19 protein-coding genes are annotated in these 20,700 nt (G+C 72.3%); 4 read left to right on the forward strand and 15 right to left on the reverse strand.

Annotated features, from left to right (window positions below; genetic code table 11):
• The first annotated feature begins 14 nt into the window (after positions 1-14).
• The 3 genes from kdpC to KVS71_RS00665 are packed head-to-tail and all read left to right on the forward strand — an operon-like array spanning position 15 to position 3,846.
• Positions 15-620: a potassium-transporting ATPase subunit KdpC gene (kdpC, locus tag KVS71_RS00655; protein WP_105949121.1), complete on the forward strand. Its 606-nt coding sequence runs from the start codon at positions 15-17 to the stop codon at positions 618-620.
• Complete coding sequence (locus tag KVS71_RS00660) at positions 617-3,178, forward strand: ATP-binding protein (RefSeq protein ID WP_217582859.1); 2,562 nt, start codon at positions 617-619, stop codon at positions 3,176-3,178. Before kdpC ends, KVS71_RS00660 begins: the two co-directional genes overlap by 4 nt.
• Positions 3,175-3,846 carry a response regulator gene (locus KVS71_RS00665; protein WP_217582860.1) on the forward strand — a complete coding sequence of 224 codons (672 nt, stop codon included), beginning with the start codon at positions 3,175-3,177 and terminating at the stop codon, positions 3,844-3,846. The genes KVS71_RS00660 and KVS71_RS00665 overlap by 4 nt, the downstream gene beginning before the upstream one ends.
• Here the strand turns inward: KVS71_RS00665 and KVS71_RS00670 are convergent.
• Both KVS71_RS00670 and KVS71_RS00675 read right to left on the reverse strand, forming a co-directional pair.
• Positions 3,843-4,658, reverse strand: coding sequence for a TspO/MBR family protein (locus KVS71_RS00670; protein WP_217582861.1), 816 nt, complete (start codon positions 4,656-4,658; stop codon positions 3,843-3,845). The genes KVS71_RS00665 and KVS71_RS00670 overlap by 4 nt on opposite strands.
• Before the next feature lie 85 nt (positions 4,659-4,743).
• A complete protein-coding gene (locus KVS71_RS00675; RefSeq protein ID WP_102208639.1) occupies positions 4,744-5,310 on the reverse strand; it encodes a TetR/AcrR family transcriptional regulator in 567 nt (188 codons plus the stop codon).
• 95 nt (positions 5,311-5,405) lie between these two features.
• On the opposite strand from KVS71_RS00675, the gene KVS71_RS00680 reads away from it, so the two are divergent.
• Complete coding sequence (locus KVS71_RS00680) at positions 5,406-6,248, forward strand: alpha/beta fold hydrolase (protein WP_025104019.1); 843 nt, start codon at positions 5,406-5,408, stop codon at positions 6,246-6,248.
• A gap of 69 nt (positions 6,249-6,317) precedes the next feature.
• Here KVS71_RS00680 and KVS71_RS00685 read toward each other — a convergent pair whose 3' ends face one another.
• From KVS71_RS00685 to KVS71_RS00745, 13 genes are all read right to left on the reverse strand, one after another.
• Complete coding sequence (locus KVS71_RS00685) at positions 6,318-8,393, reverse strand: iron ABC transporter permease (protein ID WP_217582862.1); 2,076 nt, start codon at positions 8,391-8,393, stop codon at positions 6,318-6,320.
• Positions 8,390-9,421 carry an iron-siderophore ABC transporter substrate-binding protein gene (locus tag KVS71_RS00690; protein WP_217582863.1) on the reverse strand — a complete coding sequence of 344 codons (1,032 nt, stop codon included), beginning with the start codon at positions 9,419-9,421 and terminating at the stop codon, positions 8,390-8,392. Before KVS71_RS00690 ends, KVS71_RS00685 begins: the two co-directional genes overlap by 4 nt.
• Positions 9,422-9,446: 25 nt before the next feature.
• Positions 9,447-10,286 (reverse strand): ABC transporter ATP-binding protein, encoded by an 840-nt coding sequence (locus KVS71_RS00695; protein ID WP_217582864.1) that lies wholly within the window; start codon positions 10,284-10,286, stop codon positions 9,447-9,449.
• Between the two features lies 1 nt (position 10,287).
• The gene (locus KVS71_RS00700; protein ID WP_060922835.1) at positions 10,288-11,241 is read right to left on the reverse strand and encodes a siderophore-interacting protein; all 954 of its coding nucleotides are present in this window, start codon (positions 11,239-11,241) and stop codon (positions 10,288-10,290) included.
• A complete protein-coding gene (locus KVS71_RS00705; protein ID WP_025104024.1) occupies positions 11,231-12,031 on the reverse strand; it encodes an ABC transporter ATP-binding protein in 801 nt (266 codons plus the stop codon). Before KVS71_RS00705 ends, KVS71_RS00700 begins: the two co-directional genes overlap by 11 nt.
• Entirely contained in the window at positions 12,028-13,101 is a 1,074-nt protein-coding gene (locus tag KVS71_RS00710) for an iron chelate uptake ABC transporter family permease subunit (protein WP_217582867.1), read from the reverse strand. The genes KVS71_RS00705 and KVS71_RS00710 overlap by 4 nt, the downstream gene beginning before the upstream one ends.
• Positions 13,098-14,141, reverse strand: a complete 1,044-nt coding sequence (locus tag KVS71_RS00715; RefSeq protein WP_217582868.1) for an iron ABC transporter permease — start codon at positions 14,139-14,141, stop codon at positions 13,098-13,100. Before KVS71_RS00715 ends, KVS71_RS00710 begins: the two co-directional genes overlap by 4 nt.
• A 32-nt stretch (positions 14,142-14,173) precedes the next feature.
• Complete coding sequence (locus KVS71_RS00720; protein ID WP_217582869.1) at positions 14,174-15,199, reverse strand: iron-siderophore ABC transporter substrate-binding protein; 1,026 nt, start codon at positions 15,197-15,199, stop codon at positions 14,174-14,176.
• Between the two features lie 233 nt (positions 15,200-15,432).
• Entirely contained in the window at positions 15,433-15,636 is a 204-nt protein-coding gene (locus tag KVS71_RS00725) for a cold-shock protein (RefSeq protein WP_025104028.1), read from the reverse strand.
• Between the two features lie 73 nt (positions 15,637-15,709).
• A complete protein-coding gene (locus tag KVS71_RS00730; RefSeq protein ID WP_217582870.1) occupies positions 15,710-18,577 on the reverse strand; it encodes a helix-turn-helix transcriptional regulator in 2,868 nt (955 codons plus the stop codon).
• Positions 18,578-18,645: 68 nt separating this feature from the next.
• The gene (locus KVS71_RS00735; RefSeq protein ID WP_217582871.1) at positions 18,646-18,870 is read right to left on the reverse strand and encodes a hypothetical protein; all 225 of its coding nucleotides are present in this window, start codon (positions 18,868-18,870) and stop codon (positions 18,646-18,648) included.
• Between the two features lie 130 nt (positions 18,871-19,000).
• Positions 19,001-20,089 (reverse strand): DUF998 domain-containing protein, encoded by a 1,089-nt coding sequence (locus tag KVS71_RS00740; RefSeq protein WP_217582872.1) that lies wholly within the window; start codon positions 20,087-20,089, stop codon positions 19,001-19,003.
• A 93-nt stretch (positions 20,090-20,182) separates the two neighbouring features.
• Positions 20,183-20,638 (reverse strand): SRPBCC family protein, encoded by a 456-nt coding sequence (locus KVS71_RS00745; protein WP_025104032.1) that lies wholly within the window; start codon positions 20,636-20,638, stop codon positions 20,183-20,185.
• Between the last annotated feature and the right edge of the window lie 62 nt (positions 20,639-20,700).

A 20,700-nucleotide genomic window follows, 5' to 3' on the forward strand; every position in this document is an offset into this window, starting at 1 on the left:
TCGAAAGGAACGCCATGTCGTCCACCACCCGCACCACGATGCGCACCGCCGGTGTCGCCGTCCGCGCGATGCTCGTCCTCACCCTCGTCCTCGGCGTCGGGTACACGCTGCTCGTCACCGGCATCGGCCAGCTCCTCCTCCCCGCACAGGCGAACGGCTCGATGCTCCCCGGCGACCGGGGCAGCGCGCTCATCGGCCAGTCCTTCACGGATGCCGAGGGCGAGGCCCTGCCGGAGTACTTCCAGTCCCGCCCCTCGGCGGCCGGCGACGGGTACGACGGGGCCTCGTCGGGCGGCAGCAACCTCGGGCCGGAGAATCCCGACCTCGTCGCCGAGATCGCCGCGCGGAAGGCCGAGATCGCCGCGAGGGAGGGGGTCGATCCGTCCGCGGTGCCCGCGGATGCCGTGACCGCGTCCGGCTCCGGTCTCGATCCGCACATCAGCGTCGCGTACGCAATGCTCCAGGTGCCGCGGGTGGCCGCCGCCCGCGACCTGCCGGAGGACGACGTCCGGGCGCTGGTGGAGTCTAGGATTCAAGGGCGGGACCTGGGGTTCCTCGGCGAGGAGCGCATCAACGTCGCGGAGCTGAATCTCGCACTCGACGACCGGGAGGGTGCATGAGCGCAGAGCGGCCGCTGCGCCCCGCGACGGACCGGAACCGCCGCGGGCGACTGCGCGTCCTCCTCGGCGCCGCGCCGGGCGTCGGGAAGACCTTCGAGATGCTCGTCGAGGGCCGGAGGCTCCGTGACGAGGGTCGCGACGTCGTCATCGCGATCGTCGAGACCCATGGCCGTGCGGCCACGGCCGCCCTCACGTCCGGGCTGCCCGAGGTGCCGCGCCGGGAGGACGCCCACCGCGGGGTCGTCCTCTCCGAGCTCGACCTCGACGCGGTGCTCGCCCTCGGCCCGGAGATCGCGCTCGTGGACGAGTTCGCGCACACGAACGCCCCCGGCTCGCGGAACCCCAAGCGGTGGCAGGATGTCGAGGAGCTGCTGGACGCGGGGATCGACGTCGTCACCACCGTGAACGTGCAGCACATCGAGTCGCTGAACGCGGTCGTGGAGAAGATCACCGGCATCGCCCAGCGCGAGACCATCCCGGACGCGGTGGTCCGCGCCGCCGACGAGATCGAGGTCGTCGACCTGGCGCCGCAGACACTCCGCGACCGCCTCGCCGCGGGTCTCGTCTACCCCGCGGAGCGCATCGACGCCGCGCTCTCGCACTACTTCCGCCTCGGCAACCTCACCGCCCTGCGGGAGCTCGCCCTGCTGTGGCTCGCCGACGAGGTCGACAGCGCGCTCCGCAGCTACCGCGCCGAACAGGGCATCGCCGGAGCGTGGCAGGCGCGCGAACGCGTGGTCGTCGCCCTCACCGGCGGCCCGGAGGGCGAGACGCTGCTGCGCCGCGGGGCCCGCATCGCCGCCCGGTCCGCCGGCGGGGAGCTGCTCGCCGTGCACGTGACCGCCCAGGACGGACTGCGCGACGAGACCCCCGGTGCCCTCGCCGCGCAGCGCTCCCTCGTCGAGTCGCTCGGCGGGACCTACCACCAGGTGGTCGGCGACGACATCCCCGCGACGCTCGTCGAGTTCGCCCAGGGCGCCGACGCGACGCAGCTCGTGATCGGCGTGAGCCGCCGCGGCCGCCTCGCCGCCGCGCTCACCGGACCGGGGATCGGCGCCGAGGTCATCCGCCGCTCGGGCGACATCGACGTGCACATCGTGACCCACGCCGCGGCGGGCGGCCGTCTCGCACTCCCCCGCATCACCGGCGGCGCGCTCGGCTGGCGGCGTCAGGCGCTGGGGTTCGGCGTGGCCCTGGTGTTCGGTCCGCTGCTCTCCTGGCTGATGTTCACGGTCCGCAGCCCGGAGTCGATCACGGCCGAGGTGCTCGCCTACCAGCTCCTCGTCGTGGTGGTCGCCCTCATCGGCGGCATCCGCCCCGCGGTATTCGCCGCCGTGCTCTCCGGCATCACCCTCGACTTCCTCTTCGTCGCCCCGCTGTTCACGATCACGATCGCGCACCCGCTGCACGTGCTCGCCCTCACCCTCTACGTCATCATCGCGATCCTCGTGAGCCTCATCGTCGACCAGGCCGCCCGCCGGGCACGGACTGCGCAGCGGGCGACCGCCGAGGCGGAGCTCCTCGCGGCCGTCGCCGGGAACGTGCTCCGCGGCGACAACGCCGTGCTCGCCCTCGTCAGCCGCACCCGGGAGGCGTTCGGGCTGAGCGGCGTGCGGCTGCTCACCCCGTCCGGGGACGTGCTGGCGAGCGACGGCGAGCCCGTGCCGGACGGCCGCGCCACGACCATCCCGGTCGGGGTCGCGTCCGGTGGGGGCCCGCGGGCCGTACTGGAGCTCAACGGCGAGCCGATCGCCGGTCCGGAGCGCCGCCTGCTCGACGCGATCGTCGCCCAGCTCGCCGCCGCCATCGAGCACACCGACCTGCGAGCCACGGCGCGGGAGGCGGAGGCCCTCGCCGAGACCGATCAGGTGCGCAGCGCCCTGCTCTCCGCCGTCAGTCACGATCTCCGGCGGCCGCTCGCCTCGGCCGTCGCGGCGATCGGCGGGCTCCGGGGCGCGCACGGCCTGTCCGCCGAGGACCGTGCGGAGCTGCTGGAGACCGCGGACGAGAGTCTCGCGACCCTCTCCACCCTCGTCACTGACCTCCTCGACGTGAGCCGCGTGGAGGCGGGGGTGCTCGCGGTCTCGGCTCAGCGGATCGACGCGGCCGGCCCGGTGCTCGCCGCCGTGGACGAGCTCGGCCTCGGCCCCGCCGACGTCGAGCTCACGCTCGATCCCGACCTCCCGCCGCTGCACGCCGACCCGGTGCTGCTCCAGCGGGTGCTCGTGAACGTGCTCGCCAACGCCCACCGGCACGCGCCGGCGGGCAGCCGTGTGCTCGTGTCGAGCAGCCGGCTGGGCGATCGGGCGGAGATCCGGATCGTCGACCGCGGCGAGGGGATCGCCCCCGAGCGGCGCGATGCGATCTTCCAGCCGTTCCAGCGCTTCGGCGACACCGACAACACGACCGGGCTGGGGCTCGGGCTCGCCCTCTCCCGCGGATTCACCGAGGGCATGGGCGGTAGCCTGACACCGGAGGACACCCCCGGGGGCGGACTCACCATGGTCATCTCCCTGCCGCTCGCCGCAGGGACCGCCGACACGGAGGGCACGGAGTGAAGCTCCTCATCGCCGACGACGACCCCCAGATGGTGCGGGCGCTGCGGATCACCCTCGCGGCCCACGGCTACGAGGTCGTCGTGGCCGCCGACGGCGCCGCCGCGATCGCCGCCGCGGCGCAGACCCACCCCGACCTCATCATGCTCGACCTCGGCATGCCCCGGCTCGACGGCATCGAGGTGATCCAGGCCCTCCGCGGCTGGACGAGCGTGCCCATCATCGTCGTGTCGGGGCGGACGGGCTCGGCCGACAAGGTCGAGGCGCTGGATGCGGGGGCGGACGACTTCGTCACGAAGCCCTTCCAGGTGGATGAACTGCTGGCCCGGCTCCGGGCGCTCTCCCGCCGCGCGGTCGCCGCGAACGGGGAGTCCGTGGTCGCGTTCGGGGACGTCGTCGTCGACCTCGCGACGAAGACCGTGACCCGTGCCGGCACCCGCGTGCACCTCACGCCGACCGAGTGGGGGATGCTGGAGCACCTCGCGCGGCACCCGGGCGCGCTGGTGACCCGGCAGGATCTCCTCAAGGAGATCTGGGGCAGCGCGCAGGTGTCCGACTCCGGCTATCTCCGGCTGTACATGTCGCAGCTCCGCAAGAAGCTGGAGCGGGAACCCTCGGCGCCCGTCCACCTCCTCACCGAGTCGGGGATGGGCTACCGACTGGTGCTCTAACGACCGAGCGGCGCGCGGTCGTGCGTGCCGGCGCGGCGCCGCCGGCGGAGGACGGCCACGACGCCGACGACGACGAGCAGGACGGCGACGATGATCGCGGTGACGGCGGTCGGCGTGCTCTCCGGCTCGCCCGTGAGACGCCCGATCGCGAGCCAGCTCAGCCCCCAGGCCGTCGCCAGCGCCGGGGCGAGGCGGCCGGTGAACCAGGCCGATGCGGCGCCGATCACCAGCACGACGACGAGCACGGCGACGGCCCAGGCGTCGGGGGCATCCGCCCCGATCTCCCGGACGGTCTGCGTGAGCCAGGCGGCGGTGTTGGCGACCGTCGCGATCGTGACCCAGCCGAAGTGCAGGCCGTTCGCGCCGTCGGTGAGGAGGCGGTCGGCGAGGGAGCGGGCGGGGTTCCGGCCGAGGAGCACGATGATGCGCGCGAGCGTCGCGAGCAGCAGCGCGATCACGAGCACGGTGAGCCACAGCGTCAGGTACCGCGCGGTCACCAGCCAGAGGCCGTTGAGGACCAGGGAGAGGGCGATCCAGCCGCCGACCGCCTGCTGACGCTCGTCCTGGCGCTGCGCGGGGAGGGCCTGCCACACGGTGTAGGCGAGGAGTCCGAGGTAGATGAGCGACCAGATCGAGAACGCCGGTCCCGCGGGGGCGAGGTACGACCCCTGGGCCGAGAGCGCGCCGTTCTGCAGCTCGTCGACGGAGTCACCGCCGAATGCTCCGGCGCCGACGGCCGCGGCGATCAGCATGAACACGGCGGCGGCGATCACGAGGCTCTGGCGGGCGATGCCCTTCGTCGAAGTCTCCATGCCGGCACCCTACGCGGGGCGGGAGCGGAAGGCAGTGGCCTTGACAGGGCCTCGCGGTTTCGCTAACCAAGTTAGCGAATGGGCATCAGGCCGGAGCGAGGGCGGCGTCGATCAGGACCTCGGCGGCGCGGCGTGCGTGCACGGCGGCCTCCGGGTCGGCGCCGATGGCCGCGGTGCTCTGCGCGCCCTCCGCGAGGAGAGAGAGCTGGGCGGCCAGACCCGCCGGGGCACCGGTGGCCGCGACGAGCTCCGCCATGTACTGCTGGAACGAGGCCTTGTGCGCGCGGACGATCGCGGCGACCTCGGGACTCGTCCCCCCGAGCTCGCCGAACGCGTTGATGAAGGCGCAGCCCCGGAACCCGTCGCTGCAGAACCAGTCCTCCAGGTAGCCGTAGACCGCGAGGAGGCGGGCGCGCGGGTCGTCGCCGCTCTGCGCCACGGCCGCCGTGAGCCCCTGCTCCCACTCGGCGTGCTTCCGGGTGAGCACCGCCGCGACGATGTCGGTCTTCGCCGGGAACAGCGAGTACACGCGCCGCAGCGACACCCCGGCGGCAGCCCGCAGCTCGTCCATGCCGACCGCCGCGTAGCCCTTGCGGTAGTACAGCTCCTCCGCGGCGGAGAGGATGCGTTCGCGGGCCTCGTCTTCGGTCATGTCCAGAAGTCTACTTGACACGAGAACGAACGTTCTCTAGATTGATCACATCAGGCGAGAACGATCGTTCTCACCGGCACCGAAAGGAACACATCATGGGTTACATCACCGTCGGCACCGAGAACACCACTCCGATCGAGCTCTACTACGAAGACCAGGGCAGCGGCCAGCCCGTCGTCCTGATCCACGGCTATCCGCTCAACGGCCACAGCTGGGAGCGCCAGACCCGCGAGCTCCTCGCCCAGGGGTACCGCGTCATCACCTACGACCGCCGCGGCTTCGGGCAGTCCTCCAAGGTCGGCTCCGGCTACGACTACGACACCTTCGCCGCCGACCTGAACACGGTGCTCGAGACCCTCGACCTCCGCGACGTCGTGCTCGTCGGGTTCTCCATGGGCACCGGGGAGCTCGCCCGCTACGTCGGCCGCTACGGCCACGAGCGCGTCGCGAAGCTCGCCTTCCTCGCGTCGCTCGAGCCCTTCCTCGTGCAGCGCGACGACAACCCCGAAGGCGTGCCGCAGGAGGTCTTCGACGGGATCGAGGCCGCCGCCAAGGGCGACCGCTACGCCTGGTTCACCCAGTTCTACACGGACTTCTACAACCTCGACGAGAACCTCGGCACGCGCATCAGCCAGCAGGTCGTCGACGCGAACTGGAACCTCTCCGTCACCAGCGCCCCGGTCGCCGCGTACGCCGTGGTCCCGACCTGGATCGAGGACTTCCGCGACGACGTGAAGGCCGTGGCCGCCGCCGGCAAGCCCACCCTGATCCTGCACGGCACGAAGGACAACATCCTGCCGATCGACGCGACCGCCCGCCGCTTCCGCCAGGCCGTCCCCGAGGCCGAGTACGTCGAGGTCGAGGGCGCCCCGCACGGCCTCCTCTGGACCCACGCCGACGAGGTCAACGCCGCGCTGACGCAGTTCCTGGCCCGGTAACCCCGTTCGAATCGCCTGAATGGCCCCATTTCCTCCGGAGATGGGGCCATTCGGGCGATTCGAAGCGGGTCAGCGGGAGCGCCAGAGCAGCCAGACGAAGTACGGGGCGCCGATCAGCGCGACCACGAGACCCGCCGGAAGCTGCGCGGGGGCGATCACCGTCCGGCCGATCGTGTCCGCGATGCCGACGAGCAGCCCGCCGAGGAGCACCGCCGTCGGGATCACCCGCGAGTGCCGTGCGCCCACCAGCGCCCGCGCGGCGTGCGGCGCCACGAGCCCCACGAAGCCGATGACCCCGATCGCCGTCACGCTCAGCGCCGCGAGGACAGCCGCCACCAGCAGCAGCGTCAATCGGACGGGCTCCAGCCGGATGCCGACCAGTCGCGGCGTGTCCTCGTCGAGCGACAGCACGTCGAGCTCCCGGCGACTCATCACCACGAACGGCACCGCGATCACGAGGACGATCGCCAGCGGGATGACCTGCTCCCACACCCGTCCGTAGGTCGTCCCGGAGAGCCAGGTGTAGATCTTCGGGGTGTCCCACGGGTTCGACCGCAGCAGGAGGAAGGTCGTGAGCGAGACCGTGAAGTACGACACCCCGATGCCGATCAGCAGGAAACGGTCCGCGTTCAGGCCGCCCCGCCACGACAGCAGGTAGACGAGGGCGAAGGCGAGCAGCGAGCCCGCGACGGCCCCGACGATCATCCCGCCCGTCGACGACGTGATGCTCGTGATCACCAGCACCGCACCGAGCCCGCCGCCGCCGGTGACGCCGAGGATGCCCGGGTCGGCGAGCGGGTTGCGGCTCACCCCCTGGATCACGACGCCGGAGAGCGCGAGCGCGGCGCCGGCGACCACGGCGGCCACGATCCGCGGCGCCCGCTCGTCGAGGGCGAAGGCGATGGGCGCGGGAGCCTGGCCCTGCAGCCACAGCGCGATGTCGCCGGTGAGCAGCCACGTGTGCCCGGCGAGCAGTCCGAGCAGCAGCACCCCGACCACGCCGAGGGCGACGAGGGCGAGGGTGATCCGGAAGCGCAGGCGGCTGCGGACGCCGAAGCGCACCCGCGGAGGCTCGCGCGTGGGCCCGGGGTCGCGGAGGCGTCGGGCCATGAGCACGAGCACGATCGCACCGAGCAGCGTCGTCGCGACGCCGGTCGGGATGAGGATCGCGGCCTCCGCGCCGATCACCGCGCGCAGGAGGGCGTCGGACAGGATGACGACGAGGGCGCCGAGGAGCCCCGCCGCGGGGATCAGCAGCACATGGCGGTTCAGGCTCGGCACCACCCGCGTCAGCAGCCGCGCGAGCACCGGCGCACACAGCCCGACGAAGCCCATCGGCCCCGCGAGGGTCACCGCGACCGCCGTGAGAGTGACCGCGAGGAGGATCCCGATGGTCCTCGTCGACCGGATCGGCACGCCGAGCGACGAGGCGGTGTCGTCCCCCAGCGACAGGATGTCGAGGCGCCGTGCGAGCAGGAGCGCGAGCACCGTGACGACCACGACGACCGGTGCCGCCTGGAGGAACGCGGTGAGTCCGAGCTGCGACAGGCTCCCGCTTCCCCAGGCGAGCAGTCCCTTGGTCTCCTCGTCGAACAGGATGAGCAGCGTCGAGGTCGCGGCCTGGAAGGCGAGCGCGAGCGCGGTGCCGGCGAGGATGAGGCGCGTCGTGGACGACCCCGCCCCTCCGGCCAGCCCGAGCACGATGCCCGCGGCGACGATGCCGCCCGCGAACGCCACCGCCCCGGAGGCCCACACCGGCACGGCGATCCCGAACGCGGCGAGCGCCGTGACGGCGAGGTAGGCCCCGGCTGTCACGCCGAGCGTGTCCGGCGACGCGAGGGCGTTGCGGGCGAGGGACTGCAGCAGCATGCCGGCGACCCCGAGGGCGATGCCCACCGCGACGCCGGCGGCGAGCCGCGGCACCCGCGACCCCCAGAGGACGTCGGTGTCGGCGAACACCGCGCCGCTCGTGCCCTGGGTGAGGTGCCAGCAGGCGACCGCGACCAGCACGACGGCGAGAGCGACGAGCACGCCGACGCCCGTCCACACCCCGGGCGTGCGACCCTCCGCCCCCACGGAGACGGCGGACGGGGCGTCGGGCTCCGCGGTCGTCGTCGTGTCGTCGAGGCGGAGGGTCTCGGTCACTTCGAGAGCACCTCGAGGTAGCCGTCGATGATCTGCGCGGTCGAGCGCGGGCCGCCGAAGGTCCAGATACCGGCCGGGAACGCGGTCAGGCGGTCCTCCGCCACCGCGGGGAGCGAGGTCCAGGCGGGGTTGTCGGCGAGGGCGTCGACGAAGCTCTCCGAGTCCGGGTCCGCGGTGCCGGTGTAGAACAGGTTCGCATCGCCGACCGTCGTCATGCCCTCGACATCCGTCTGACCGAGGCCGTACACGGGGTCGACCTCGCCGGTCCAGGCGTTCGTCAGCCCGAGCTCCTCGCCCACCTCGCCGACGAGCGAGCCCTGGCCGAACGGACGCAGCGCCACGTTGCCGCCGTCGACCCAGCCGTCGAAGAACACGAAGTCGGTCGTGGCGAGGTCGCGGTCGGCGAGCTCGGCCTTCGCGGTGTCGAGGTGCTCCTGGAACTCCTCGGTGACGACGTCGGCCCGCTCCTCGCGGCCGGTGACCTGGGCGATGAGGTCGAAGGTGTTCAGCATCTTGGCGATCGGGTCCTTCGCATCGGCGCCGATCGTCGCGAGCACGGGCACGTCGTAGGCCTCGAGCTGCGCGACGATGGGGTCGTCCGCGGCCCTCACCTCGACGATCACGAGGTCGAGATCGGTGCCGAACAGCGTCTCCAGATTCGGCTCCTGGCGGGTGCCCACGTCCACGACGCCCTCCGGCAGCTCCTCGGCGGTGACCCAGGTGCTGTAGCCCTCGGCGTCGGCCACCGCGACCGGCGTCACGCACAGCGACAGGGCGTCCTCGACCTGCTGCCACTCGAGCACCGCGATGCGCTCGGCCGGCTTGTCGAGCTCGACCGTGCGGCCGAGGTCGTCGGTGACGGAGACCGCCCCGGTCGAGGTGCTCGTGGTGTCGTCCGTGCAGCCCGCGCTCGTCGAGGTCGGGGCGTCGGACCCCTCGGCGGACGGCGTCTGCGTGGTGCCGCAGCCGGCGAGCGCGAGGGTGAGGGCGCCGCCGAGGGCGAGCACGGCGAGGGGGGTCTTCTTCATCGGTAATTCCTTCAGGGGGTCGGGATCAGGGGGCGGAGGGGGCGCGGAGGCGACCGTGGTGGCGACCGCGCGGACGAACCCGCACCAGGCCGGTCTCCTCGTCGAGGGCGGTGTCGATGCGCAGGCCGTACACGTGCGACAGGTTCTCGCCGGTGAGGACCTGGGCGGGAGCCCCCGCCGCGTGCACCCGCCCTCGGTGCATCAGCACGACGTCGTCGGCGACCGAGGCGGCGTGGTCGAGGTCGTGCAGCACGACGCCGAGCGCGGTGCCGTGGTCGTCGGCGAGCTCCCGCACCAGGTCGAGGGTCTCCACCTGGTAGCGCAGGTCGAGGTGGTTGGTCGGCTCGTCGAGCAGCAGCACCCCGGTGTCCTGGGCGAGCGCGGTCGCCAGCCAGACGCGCTGCAGCTCGCCGCCGGAGAGCTGGTCGACCGGACGGGCGGCCATCGCGGACAGGCCGGTGAGGGAGAGGGCGCGCGCCACGGCGGCGCGGTCGGCGTCGCTCACGCCGGAGAACCGTCCGCGGTGCGGGTGCCGGCCGTAGGCGACGACGTCGGAGACCTCGATCCCGGAGGGGTGCGGCCGGGACTGCGACAGCATCGCGACGGTCTTCGCAAACTCCTTGGCGGAGAGGGCGGCGGCGTCACGCGGCTCCGCACCGCCCACGCGCACGGTTCCGGCCTCGATGCGGTGCAGCCGTGCGAGAGCGCGGAGGACGGTCGACTTGCCGCTGCCGTTCGGTCCGATGAGCGCGGTCACTCGTCCCGGCGCGAGGCGCAGGGAGACGTCGTGCACGACCCGCGTGCGGCCGTAGCCGAGGACGAGGGATTCCCCCGCCAGGCTGCGGTGATCGATGGCCTCGGTCATCTCAGCCCCGCATCGCGACGCCGCGGCGCCAGTAGCCCATGAACGCGACCTGCGCGCGGTCGATCCCGAGGTCCTTCACGAGGTGCCGACGCAGCGTCGTCACGACACCGCTCTCCCCCGCGATCCAGAAGTAGCGGCCGGCGGCGGCGTCGGGCGCGATCTCCTCCCCCAGGCTCGAGTACTCGGGGGTCTCCCAGAGGAGGTCCTCCCCCTCGATGTCGGTGACGCGGATCTCGTCCCCGGCGTCGTCGTCGCCCAGGTGCTCGAGCACCGCGGGGATGAGGCGGAGCCCGTGCGGTTCTCCAGCGTCGCGCGGCAGCCAGTGCACGTCCACCCCGGCCGGCACGTCGATCGCGAGCACGTCCGCGGGCGACGGCACCTCGATGAACGCCGTGCCGCGGAGGTCGCGCGGGGCGTCCTCCAGGATGCGGGCGATGGCGGGGGCCGCGGTCTCATCCCCGACCAGGACCACCGAGGTCGCCGCCCCCGGGGCGTACTCCGCGCCGCCGTGTGCGACGACCCCCCGACGCGGGCCGACCAGCCACAGCTCCTGACCCACCGCGGCCGTGCTCGCCCACCGAGAGGCCGGACCGGTGAGCCCGGGCTCCAGGTGCAGCACGAAGTCGATGTCGACCTCGGTCTGGCCGTCGCCGTCGACCCGCAGGTCCCGGACGGAGTAGGTGCGCATCGAGCCGCGCTCCTCCTCCGGGACGGCCAGGTACGAACCCCACCAGTCGTGCGTCGACCGGTCGATCTCCGCGAGCACGCCGGACGCGGGTGGGAAGACGAGCTTCACCCGGCTGTCGTACACCTCCCCCGGCGTCCCCAGCTCGCTGAGCTCCTCGCCGCCGAGCGTCACCCGCACGAACGACGGGGAGACGCGGGCGACGGCGCGCACCTCGGCGCGGGTGAGGATGTAGGTCGGGCGCTCGGTCGTGGTGGATTCAGCGGACATGATGCCTTCCGATGGGGGTGACCATCGGCTTGCCGGAGACCGGGTCGATGGTGATCTGGTTGGGGAGGCCGAAGACCTCCTGCACGAGCTCGGCGGTGACGACGTCCTGGGGGGCGCCGATCGCGTGCACGCGGCCGTCCTTCATGGCGACCAGCTCGTCGGCGTAGCGCGCCGCGAGGTTGAGGTCGTGCAGCACCATGACGATCGTGGTGCCGCGCGCGACGCTGAGGTCGGTGAGGAGGTCGAGCACCTCGACCTGGTGGGCGACGTCGAGGAACGTCGTCGGCTCGTCCAGCAGCAGGATGTCGGTCTCCTGCGCGAGGGCCATCGCGATCCAGACGCGCTGCCGCTGGCCGCCGGAGAGCTCGTCCACGCTGCGGTCGGCGAGGTCGCTGATGCCGGTCGCGTCCAGGGCGTCGGCGACGACCTCGTAGTCGTGCGCGCTCCACCGCGACAGCGCCCGCTGATGGGGATGACGCCCGCGACCGACGAGGTCCGCGACGGCGATGCCCTCGGGGGCCACGGGCGACTGCGGCAGGAGGCCGAGGATGCGCGCGACCTCCTTCGTGGGCCGGGCATGGATCGACTTCCCGTCGAGCACGACCTCCCCGTCCCCCGGGGACAGCAGACGGGCGAGGGCGCGCAGCAGCGTCGACTTGCCGCAGCCGTTGGCGCCGACGATCGTGGTGATCTTCCCCGGCGCGATCTGCAGGTCGAGACCCTCGACCACGGTGCGGTCGCCGTAGGAGAGGGTGACCCCCTCGGCGGACAGGCGGTGGGCGGCGGTCACAGCGAGCCTCCGGTGCGGTTGGTGCGGATGAGCAGATAGATCAGGTAGGGCGCGCCGACGACGCCGGTGACGACGCCGACCGGGTAGCGCGCGCCGAGCGCGAACTGGGCGATGAGGTCGCCGCCGAGCACGAGCACCGCGCCGACGAGACCGCTGGGCAGCAGCAGCGTGGCGCCGGGACCGGTGAGCCGCGCGGCGATGGGTCCGGCCATGAACGCGACGAACGCGATCGGCCCGGTGGCGGCGGTCGCGAAGGCCAGGAGGGCCACGGCGCCGAGGATGAAGACGAGGCGCGTGGCGGTGACCCGCACGCCGAGCCCCGCGGCGGAGTCGTCGCCGAGCTGGAGCGTGCCCAGCGCCCGCCCCTGCGAGAGCAGCAGCGGCACGAGGATCGCGGCGGCGATCGCCATCGGCAGCACCCGCTCCCACGACGCGTTGTTGAGGCTGCCGGTGAGCCACTGCATCGCCGTCTGGATGTCCCAGTTCGCGGCCCGGGACAGCAGGTAGGAGATGACGCTCTGCAGCATGGCCGCGACGCCGATCCCGATGAGGATGAGGCGGGTGCCCGCGAAGCCGCCCTTGATGGCGAGGAGGTAGATCGCCAGCGCCGTCACGAGCGCGCCGACGAGAGCGAGGAGCGAGACGGCAGGGCCGTTGAGCGAGAGCACGACGATGCCGAACACCGCGGCGGCGCCGGCCCCGTTCGAGATGCCGATGATGTCCGGCGAGGCGAGCGGGTTGCGCAGCATGGTCTGGAAGGTGACGCCCGCCATGCCGAACGCGAGGCCCGTGAGGATCGCGAGGACGGCGCGCGGCAGGCGCAGATCGCCGACGGTGAACGACGCACCGGGCACCGTCTCGCCGAGGATCACGCGGATGACCTCGTCGAGCGGGTAGAACGTGTTGCCGACCATGAGTGCCACGACGAACAGCACGATCACGACGACTCCGAGCGCGACGGTCACCGCGGCATGACGGCGGTGACGTGCCCGGCGGCCGGCGATGATGCGCGCGGTGCGGGCGGCGGCGGTCTCGTCGCCGCGGACGAGGGTGTGCTCGGTCGTGCTCACAGCTCCCGCACCTTCTGTCGGCGGACGATCCAGATGAAGAACGGCGCCCCGATGATCGCGGTGATGATGCCGACCTGGATCTCCTCGGACGACGGCGAGATCACGCGGCCGACGATGTCGCTCGCGGTGAGCAGCGCCGCGCCGGCGAGGGCCGAGAAGGGCAGCAGCCACCGGTGGTCGGTCCCCACGAGCATCCGGCACATGTGCGGGACGATGAGCCCGACGAACCCGATCGGTCCCGCGATCGCCGTGGCCGCGCCGGCGAGGATGACCGCACCGAGGGCCGACAGCATCCGGGTGCGCAGCACGTGCTCGCCGAGGCCCTTGGCCATGTCGTCGCCGAGGGCGAGGGAGTTCATCCCTCGCGCGCACAGGAAGCAGATGAGGGCGCCGACCGCGAGGACGGGCGCGGTGATCGCGATCCGCGGCCACTCCGCCCCGCCGACGCCGCCGATCTGCCACGACTGGAACGTCTGCAGCAGGTCGACCCGCGGCAGCATGACCGCGCTGATGAGCGAGGCGAACGCGGCGGAGGTCGCCGCTCCCGCGAGGGCCAGCTTGAGCGGGGTGGCTCCGCCGCGACCGAGGGAGCCGACGGTGTACACGAAGACGGCGGCGGCCGCGGCGCCGACGATCGCGAAGGCCATCTGCCCGTAGGGGTTGCTCAGCCCGAAGAACGCGATCCCGAGGACGACCGCGAAGGAGGCCCCGCTCGAGACCCCCAGGATGCCGGGGTCGGCGACGGGGTTGCGGGTGACGGCCTGCATGGTCGCCCCGGCGAGCGCGAGGGCCGCCCCCACGAGGAGCGCGAGCACGGTGCGGGGGATGCGCTTGACGACCGCGGCCTGCGCGATCGTGTCGGTCTGGCCGGACAGCGCCGCGAGGATGTCGTCGAGCGTGACCGCGCGCACCCCGAACGACACCGAGAGCACGACGAGCACGAGGATCACTCCGACCCCGGCGAGCAGCCAGAGGGTGCGCACCACCGTCGGACGCCGCAGGGTGGCGGCGTCCGACGCGAGGACGGGTGCTGAGATCACGACGACTCTCCGCTGGGGGGCGGACGCGGAGCTTACTTCGCGAGCGGCGCGGCGAGGATGGCCAGGTAGTCCTCGAGACCCCACGGGATCGACAGCGCCGACGGGTTCGCCGAGGCGGCGATGGGCGTGGCGTCAGGGAGGATCGCGACGCGGCCGTCCGCGATGGCGGGGATCTTCGACAGCAGCGGGTCGGCCTGCAGCGTGGCCAGGGTGGAGTCGTCGCCGTAGGTCACCAGCACGTCCACGTCGTCGAACTTCTGCGCCTCCTCGGCGCTCACCTGCAGGTAGAACTGGTCGCTGTCCTCGTTCTCCTCCACGATGGCGGGGAGCGGCAGGCCGAGGTCGTGCAGGTAGCCGGGGCGCGTGTCGGCCGCGGTGTAGTAGCCGATCTGGCTCAGGTCGCTCGGGTCGAAGTAGGCGAAGAGCACCTTCTTGCCCTCCAGCGCGCTGTTGGCCGCGAGGGCGGCGTCCGCGTCGGCGTGCAGGTCCTCGATCAGGTCCTCGCCCTCGGCCTCGAGCCCCAGGGCCTTGGCGTTCATCTCGACCATGTCGTCGACGGACGTGCCCCACGCGACATCGGGGTAGGCGACGACCGGGGCGATCTTGGAGAGCGTGTCGTACTCCTCCTGCGTGAGCCCGGAGTAGGCGGCGAGGATCACGTCGGGAGCGGTGTCGGCCACGGCCTCGTAGTCGATGCCGTCGGTCTCGTCGAAGAGCACCGGGGTCTCGCCGCCGAGCTCATCGAGCTTCTCCTCGACCCAGGGGAGGATGCCGTTGTCGTCGTCGTCGCCCCAGGTGGCCTTGCTCATGCCGACCGGGACGATGCCGAGGGCCAGCGGCACCTCGTGGTTCGCCCACGCGATCGTCGCCACGCGCTCGGGCTTCTCGTCGATGGTCGTCTCGCCGTAGACGTGCTCGATGGTGACGGGGAACGCGTCGTCGGAGGCCGGGTTGCCGCCGGTGGTCGCGGTCGACTCCGGCGCGGAGGACGAGCAGGCGGAGAGCGTCACGGCGAGCGCGGCGGCCGCGCCGAGGGCGAGGAGTCGAGAGGTGCGCACAGGCGTTCCCTTCGGGATGGGAGGTGGGGTGTCGACGCGAGAGCGTCCGGCCTTTGGTAAGCCTCGCCTAATCTAACACGGAGGTTAGGGCGCCCTCACTCCCGTTTCGAATCGCTCACCTTGTCCCATCCGGCGCCCGGATGCCGCAAAGTGGGCGATTCGAAAGTGCCGGGGCAGCGAAAAGCCGGCCGGACCCGTACGGATCCGGCCGGCTTCAGGAAGTCAGCGCACGCTCAGAGAGCGCGGATGTTCGCCGCCTGCATGCCCTTGGGGCCACGCTCAGCGTCGAATTCGACCTTCTGGTTCTCGCGGAGCTCCTTGAAACCGGAGCCGGCGATAGCCGAGTAGTGGGCGAAGAGGTCTTCGGTGCCGTCATCGGGAGCGATGAAGCCGAAGCCCTTCTCTGCGTTGAACCATTTCACAGTGCCAGTGGCCATGTGTTTTCTACTTTCTGTTGACCGGCCGCTCACGCGGCCTGCATCATGCCGATGATCCGACATGCATGCTCGGTCACGCTACCACGGCGGACTGACGGGTCTCCCCTTCTTCGGCCGTGCGATGGGCGAGCGCCGCTTCGGTGCGCGTGCTCACGCCGAGCTTCCGCAGCACCGCCGAGACGTGGACGCTGACGGTCTTCACGCTGATGAACAGGCGCTCCCCGATCTGGCGGTTGCTCAGGCCCTCCGCGATGAGGGCGAGCACCTGCCGTTCTCTGGCCGTCAGCTGCTCCGTGTCGGTGGCCTCGCGGGGCCCGGTCGGACGCAGCCCTGCCGCCTCGCCGAACCGCGCCAGAGCCTTCCGCAGCGGGACGTGACCGAGATCCTCCGCGATCGCCGTCGCCGCGGCGAGCACGGCCGCCGCCTCCGCGCGCTCACCCGCCGCCACGTGCAGCCGGGCCCGTTCGAGGCGCAGCACCACCCGGAACGTCACCGGCACGTCATCGCCGTCCGCGCGGAGCAAAGCCTCGTCGACAGCAGCGGCCGAGGGGTCGAGGAGTGCGCCGAGCACCGTCGACCACGCGTCGCCCTGCAGTTCCTGCGGCTGTGCCGCCCACGCCGCCTTGATCGCCGCGACCGCCGCCTCGTCGTCCCCACCGCTCGCCCGCAGCTCCGACACGAGGGCGCCGGCCTCGAGGAGCAGTCGGCGCTCGTGCAGCAGCACCGGACCCTTGTCCGTCAGCATCTCCCGCACCGCGTCCAGCGCCTCGCGGAGGTCGCCACGGCTCTCCGCCACCGCGACCGTCATCGTGATCCGGTCGTACCAGATCTGCCGCTCCGAGACCCCCGTCTCCTCGAACGCCGGCAGCCACTCCTGCAGGGTCTCCGCGGCCTCCGTCGCCCGGCCCCGCCACGCGAGCACGCGCACCCTGGTCATGCTGACGTACATCCGGAAGACTCGCAGCGTGCCCTGCAGGAAGTCTCGGGCCAACATGTCCTCGACCGTGCCGATCTCCCCGAGTTCGAGCAAGGACACGATCATGTTCTGCGCCATGATCGAGCCCGACGTCCGCTCGACGCGCAACTCGCGGGCCCGGCGCAGGCCCTCCTCCGCAACGGCGACCGCCTCCCGATAGCGACCGAGCAGCGTCAGCAGATCGGAGTAGTTGACGCGGTACCGCATCTCGGCGGTCGATCCGGCGGCCAGCTCACGCGCCCGTTCGTACTCGCGCACGCCCTCCGCAATCCGGCCGAGGTGGGCCAGCGACGCGCCGCGGACATTCGCGGCGATCGAGAGCTGATCGGTGGTCGCGGCGCCCTTCGCCCGACGTTCGGCCTCGTCGGCGAGCCGGATCGCGTCCTCGCGGTCGCCCGCGATCATTCGCCGACTCGCGAGCTGATTGAGCAGCTCCGCACGGAACACGTCGTCGTCGACCCGCTCGGCCAGTTCGAGAGCCTCCTGCAGCAGCGGGATCGCCCCCAGCCGCCCGAGGTTCACGAGATACAGCGCCTTGTTGCGGAGCAGGCGCGCGTGCAGCCGCGGGTCGACCGTCGCCGGGTCGACCTCGCTCAGGGCGACATTGGCGACCGCCAGCGCCCGCTCGCCGTCACCGGCGTTACGGAGGACCGACCCGAGCACGTGGAGGAGCGCGAGCCTCGCGAATCCGGTGGCCTCCTCCGCGTCCGGCACGAGCGGCCAGAGCTCGAGGACGAGCTCCCCGAACCGCGCCGCACTGGCGAAGGCGTACTGGGCCTTGGCCTGCCGCATGGCCTCCGCGGCGGCGGCGATGGCGCGACGGTCGTCCTGTGCGAGCTGCCAGTGGTAGGCCAGCGCCGCCGGGTCGTCAGCCTCTCCCTGCTCCAGCGCCTCGGCATAGGACCGGTGCAGGCGTGCCCTCTCGCCGGGCAGCAGGTCATCGTGCACCGCCTCGCGCAGGAGGGCGTGACGGAATCGGTAGTCGTCCTCATCGACGACGATGATGCTGCTGCGCACCGCTTCACGGACCGCCTCCTCGAGCCGCGCCTCCGGAAGCTCGGCGAGGCGCTGGAGGAGCGGGTCCGCGATCGGCCGCTCGGCGCCGGACAGGACCTGCACCACGCGGCGCGCGTCGTCGCCGAGACGGTCGAAGCGGGCGAGCAGGAGGTCGCGCAGACTCTCCGGCAGCGGACCTTTGGCGCATCCGGCGATCTCCTCCACGAAGAAGGGCACGCCCTCGGCACGCACCTGCAGCCGCTCCAGCGCCGTCACGCTGGGCGCGCGTCCTGTGATCTGCTCGACGAGCTCGCCGACCGCATGGTCGTCGAGGCGCGGCACGGTCATCCGTTCGAGCAGCCGGGCTCGCGAGGCCTCGCCGATGAACCGGCTCACCGCGTCTCCCCGACGCACGTCGTCGGTGCGGCACGTGATGAGCAGGAGGAGCCGTCCGCGGTCGAGCGTGCGGAGCAGGAAGGAGAGGATCGCGAGGGTCGACTCGTCGGCCCAGTGCAGGTCTTCGACGAGGATGACCTGCGGCGCCAGTTCCGTGGCCGCTTCGATGAGCGAGGCGATCGCGTCGCGCAGGCGCTCGGGGCTCGTGCGGTCGCGGGCGGCAGGGGTGTCGACGAGTTCCGGCAGCAGCATGCCGAGCGCCTCGACGCCCACGCCGACCGCCTCTCGTGCCCGCTCTTCACCCAGCCGCTCAACGATCGAACGAAGGATGCCGGCGAGCGGTCCGAATGGGGCGCGGGAGGAGCCGAGGTCGAGGCACCATCCCACGTGCACGTCGGCGGCGTTCGCGACGTCGGCGCCGAACTCCCGGACCAGCCGTGACTTGCCGATCCCCGCCTCGCCCTCGACGAGCAGCGCGGCGGGAACGCCCTCGCGCACGCCGTCGAACAGGCGGCGCAATTGGGCGAGCTCGGCGTCACGCCCGACCATGGCGGCGGCGGGGGCTGGGGCCATAGACCCATCGTGCCACTCCCCCCGGACATCCGGATGGCCGAGCGGGAAGGACAGCACGCCGACGTCGGTCATCGGGCGACGGCCGGGTCGCACGCTCCCGCGCGCGGCGCCCGGTTCGCCGCGGCTCCGCTGCCGCGTCCGAGGCGGCGCAGCAGGCGGCGCAGCGAGCCTGCGGGGCGCGGGACGATCTGGTCCGCATGCTCGATGAGCATCCGGCGCCGCGCGACCGCGCGCTCGATCTGCTCCTGCTCGAAAGCAGTGACCTGCTGGGTGAGGTAGGGGTGCTCGAACATGATGTCTCCTCGCGGTTCCGTGTATCCCTACACTCCGCTCTGAGGTGGCCCCTCGACATCGGACGGATGCCCTATTTTCCGCACCCTTTCCCTCCCGACGCCCCACGCCGACGCAGGCCTCCGCGCCACGTCAGGCGCTTGGCGCACGCACCTGCCTGAGCTCGCGCGACTGCCTGCCCTGCCAGAGCGAGGGCCGCGCGGAGGGACGCGCCTCCTCCGGCGCGAGGATCGCCAGCACCCGCACGAGCGTCGTCATCCACAGCAGCCCGAGCCCCACCACCACCGCCTCCACCGCGGTCACCGGGAAGAAGCCGATGGGCCACCACAGCAGCACCGCCGCGATCACGAGCATCCCCACAGCGACGGAGGTCACGACGAGGGCCAGGGGCCGCCCGGGGACGGCGGCGGTCGTCACCCCGGCCGCCCCGAGGAACAGGAGCAGCGCCGCGACGGCGGCGATGTCGTGCGGCACGGGCGCCCGGGAGAGCGGGACGAGACCCACCGCGGCGAGCGCGAGTCCGGCCCCGGCCCACAGCACCACCACGGTCGCGATCCGGGACAGCGCGTCGTCGCCGAGCAGCCGATGCAGGTCGCGTCCGATGTACGCGCCGACGGTGGCGACCAGCAGCCCGGCCACGACGAGGGTGCCGTTGAACGCCCAGCCCACCCCGAGCTGCGAGAAGTTCTCCTCCCACCACCGAGGGTCGACGGCGGTCACCATCGCGAACAGCGTGCCGATCACGAGGAACCCGAACAGGAGTCCGGCGAGGTCAGCGGTCCGGAGACCGATCCCCGCACCGAACGCGAGTCGTCCGCCGACCGCCGCCGCGACCCCCGTGAGCAGCCCGCCGCCGATCGCTCCGAGCGCGAGACCGCGCAGGCCCGCCGCGAGCACCTCCGCGGTGAGCAGCACGCCCATCGCCGTCACGGCCCCGAACGCCACGGTGAGGGCGGCAGCCGAGAGGTGCGACACGGTCCGCTGCCAAGGTGGCATCCCCGCCGCCTCCCTCCGACGGTGCAGGTGCGTGCTGATGACGAAGGCCAGAGCCGCGATGCCGCCGGCGACTCCCGCGGCGGGCACCGCCAGACCTCCCTCACCGGTCAGGGGCCGCGGCGGACCGGCGAGGAGCAGCGCCCCGGCGAGACCTCCACCGACGAAGCAGATCACGGTCGCCAGCACGGCTCGAGCTTCGCCCCGGAGACGCTCCGTCGTGTCCATGCGCCCATGCAAGCACGCCCGTCCGACGTCCGCACGCCTGCGGACGCGACGAGGCCCGGGACCGTACGGGTCCCGGGCCTCGAAGAGGATGCGTCAGGCGTCCACGTCACCGCGCCAGGCGCCGGTCTCGACGCCGCGGCCCTCTATGAACTCCTTGAAGTTCTTCAGGTCCTTCTTCACCGCGTGGGATCCCGCGCCGACCAGCGCACCGACCTTCTCCAGCAGCCCCTCCGGCGCCCAGTCGAGCTGGACGGTCACCCGCGTGGTGTTGTCGTCGAGCTTGTGGAACGTCACGACGCCCGCGTGCTCGGTCTCGCCGCCGACGCTGTTCCACGCGACGCGCTCATCCGGGTGCTGCTCGGTGATCTCGGCGTCGAACTCACGCTCCGCGCCCCCCACGTTCACCTTCCAGTGCGTGTGGGTCTCGTCGATCTGCGTGATGGAGACGACCTCGTCGAGGAACTTCGGGAAGCTCTCGAACTGCGTCCACTGGTTGTACGCCGTGCGGACGGGAACGTCGACGTCGATGGTCTCGATGATCTGCACCATGGGGATGCTCCTCACTTGTTCGTCGTTCGTGTGCCTCCATTCAGCCTGCTGGGCGCGAGAAG

The sequence above is a fragment of the Microbacterium sp. GbtcB4 genome, from assembly GCF_019091465.1.
Lineage (GTDB): Bacteria > Actinomycetota > Actinomycetes > Actinomycetales > Microbacteriaceae > Microbacterium > Microbacterium paraoxydans.

What these genes read in the sequence shown, in the direction of transcription:
- kdpC (WP_105949121.1), top strand. Translation starts at nt 15, where the DNA reads ATGTCGTCCACCACCCGCACCACGATGCGCACCGCCGGTGTCGCCGTC.
- KVS71_RS00695 (WP_217582864.1), bottom strand. Translation starts at nt 10,286, where the DNA reads ATGACCGAGGCCATCGATCACCGCAGCCTGGCGGGGGAATCCCTCGTC.
- KVS71_RS00700 (WP_060922835.1), bottom strand. Translation starts at nt 11,241, where the DNA reads ATGTCCGCTGAATCCACCACGACCGAGCGCCCGACCTACATCCTCACC.
- KVS71_RS00660 (WP_217582859.1), top strand. Translation starts at nt 617, where the DNA reads ATGAGCGCAGAGCGGCCGCTGCGCCCCGCGACGGACCGGAACCGCCGC.
- KVS71_RS00670 (WP_217582861.1), bottom strand. Translation starts at nt 4,658, where the DNA reads ATGGAGACTTCGACGAAGGGCATCGCCCGCCAGAGCCTCGTGATCGCC.
- KVS71_RS00725 (WP_025104028.1), bottom strand. Translation starts at nt 15,636, where the DNA reads ATGGCCACTGGCACTGTGAAATGGTTCAACGCAGAGAAGGGCTTCGGC.
- KVS71_RS00745 (WP_025104032.1), bottom strand. Translation starts at nt 20,638, where the DNA reads ATGGTGCAGATCATCGAGACCATCGACGTCGACGTTCCCGTCCGCACG.
- KVS71_RS00690 (WP_217582863.1), bottom strand. Translation starts at nt 9,421, where the DNA reads ATGAAGAAGACCCCCCTCGCCGTGCTCGCCCTCGGCGGCGCCCTCACC.
- KVS71_RS00730 (WP_217582870.1), bottom strand. Translation starts at nt 18,577, where the DNA reads ATGGCCCCAGCCCCCGCCGCCGCCATGGTCGGGCGTGACGCCGAGCTC.
- KVS71_RS00740 (WP_217582872.1), bottom strand. Translation starts at nt 20,089, where the DNA reads ATGGACACGACGGAGCGTCTCCGGGGCGAAGCTCGAGCCGTGCTGGCG.
- KVS71_RS00675 (WP_102208639.1), bottom strand. Translation starts at nt 5,310, where the DNA reads ATGACCGAAGACGAGGCCCGCGAACGCATCCTCTCCGCCGCGGAGGAG.
- KVS71_RS00680 (WP_025104019.1), top strand. Translation starts at nt 5,406, where the DNA reads ATGGGTTACATCACCGTCGGCACCGAGAACACCACTCCGATCGAGCTC.
- KVS71_RS00735 (WP_217582871.1), bottom strand. Translation starts at nt 18,870, where the DNA reads ATGTTCGAGCACCCCTACCTCACCCAGCAGGTCACTGCTTTCGAGCAG.